Origin of the sequence: Cryobacterium sp. TMT2-10, from assembly GCF_004403075.1 — a bacterium.
GTDB lineage: Bacteria > Actinomycetota > Actinomycetes > Actinomycetales > Microbacteriaceae > Cryobacterium > Cryobacterium shii.
The window spans coordinates 1-2020 of the sequence record NZ_SOGW01000071.1; the positions used below are offsets into that span (position 1 = coordinate 1).

Consider the following 2020-nt stretch of genomic DNA (forward strand, 5'->3'; position numbering starts at 1 on the left):
CGCGCGCGGGCCGCCGGCTCGTCGACGTCGCCCGGACCGCGCGCAGCCCGGGTCCCCGCGTCGAAGGCCGCCGCCCCGGGCGGTCGCGTGCGCAAGCTCGCGACCACCGGTTTCACGGTCGCTGCCATGGCATTCGTCGCGCTGATGGCCATCTCCACCTCCCTGCCCGCTGAGGCACTGCTGTCCTCCGCCGACGTGCAGGCCGCCGCTTACACGGCGAAGAGCTCCGGACAGAGCGAGCCGGCCCAGACCCTGACCATGGACGGCGGCACGGACACGATCTCGGTACAGCGCGACGGTTACAAGTCGCAGACCATCGCCGAGGTGGCCGCCGCCAGCGGCATCCGGATGGAATCGACCTTCACCAACAACCCGAACGGCACCGTCCAGTGGCCCTTCTCGGTTGGCGTGCACATCGGTGATCACTTCGGTGCCCGTGACTGCGCAGGGTGCTCGTCCAACCACCGAGGCCAGGACTTCAACCCCGGCATCGGCGCGCCCATCCAGTCGATCGCCGACGGCGTGGTCAGCTACGCCCAGGACGGCGAAGGCAGCCTCGGGGTGCACATGATCATCGACCACATGATCGACGGCAAACTCGTCTCCAGCGTCTACGCCCACATGATCCACGGCTCGATGCTGTTCAAGGAGGGTGACGTCGTCAAGGTCGGCCAGGTCATCGGCCAGGTCGGAAACACGGGCATGTCGACCGGGCCGCACCTGCACTTCGAGATCCGGATCGGCGGCCAGAACGGCACGCACGTCGACCCTCTCGTCTGGCTGTACGCCAACACGAACTAGCGCGCATCCGGCCCCGGTGCGCTCGCGCTCGGTCGCCGCACCGCACCGCGCCTGAACTCGCGTCGCCGCGCCTGATGCGGGTCAGGCAACCCCGGACGTGACTTCGGCTACCGGAACCCCGGTCCGGTTGCGCCCAATGGCCTCCAGGAGGCCCTCAGGCAGGGCGAGGTGCGATAGCCCGGTGATGCTGAGCAGGTCGCTGTCTGCCTCGCCCGCGGGCTTCAGGGCCAGGACCTGGTCGTGCAGGCGCTCCATCTTGACGTCGAGCCGATTCGCGACATCCGCTGCCTGTTTCAGGTCGAAGACGAGGTCGACCGGCACGGCCCCCCGGTACTTGTAGTAGATCTTGTGCTCGAGGCTGGCCCAGAAGTCCATCGCCACGGTGCGGATCTGGATCTCGACGGTGACGGGCTCCACCCGGTCGGACATGAAGACCGGGATCGCGACGATCAGGTGCAGGCTCTTGTAGCCGTTGCCTTTCGGGGATGCGACGTAATCCTTGACCTCGAGAACCGTGACATCCTGCTGCCTCGTGAGCATGTCGCGGATGCGGTAGATGTCGGAGATGAAACTGCAGGTGATGCGGATGCCTGCGATGTCCTGGATCTGCGCCCGGATGTCGGGCAGCGACAGCGGGCAGCCCTTGCGGTTGGCCTTGTTCAGGATTCCCTCCGGCGACTTCAACCGCGAGTTCACGTGCTCGATCGGGCTGTAGTCGTGGATGGAAGCGAACTCCTCCTTCAAGATGTTGATCTTGGTCATCATCTCGTCGGTGGCGAACTTGTACGAGAGCATGAACCGGGCGAGCTCAATCTTGAGCTGTCGGCGCTCGACGAGGCCCATTCGGACGTCGGTCTCCGTGCCCATGCCGCTATCGATCCCCGTGCCGGTCACCGTCGCTCCTCCAGCGAGCCCAGACGTCGGGCCGCGCTCCGATTGTCCCACGGCGGTGCTGCGGGTCCCCTGACAGGGCCGCCGCGCCGGGCAGGTCCGCGCCCAGCCGCGCAGCGCCGCGGTCCGGCGTAGAACCAATTCGACGGAGATTTTGCTCTCCAGAGCCGATTTCGGCCTGATTTGGGCCGATTCGGGCAAAATCTCCGTCGAATTCGTCAGGGGCGGTGGTGCGGTGGCCGGGCGTGCGGGCCGGGCGCGCGGCCGGGCGTGCGGGCAGCCCGGCGGGCGGCAGGTCCTAGGCGCGCAGCCAGACCGTGGTGTCGCC

General features: G+C 67.4%; 2 protein-coding genes. One reads left to right on the forward strand and one right to left on the reverse strand.

Going from position 1 to position 2020, the window contains the following annotated elements; all coding sequences use genetic code 11:
* A partial coding sequence (locus E3T37_RS07775) for a M23 family metallopeptidase (protein ID WP_134366235.1) occupies window positions 1–801 on the forward strand: 801 nt, incomplete at its 5' end.
* Between the two features lie 81 nt (window positions 802–882).
* On the opposite strand, the gene E3T37_RS07780 is transcribed toward E3T37_RS07775, so the two are convergent.
* Window positions 883–1695: a GTP pyrophosphokinase family protein gene (locus E3T37_RS07780; RefSeq protein WP_370262231.1), complete on the reverse strand. Its 813-nt coding sequence runs from the start codon at window positions 1693–1695 to the stop codon at window positions 883–885.
* Window positions 1696–2020: the final 325 nt, after the last annotated feature.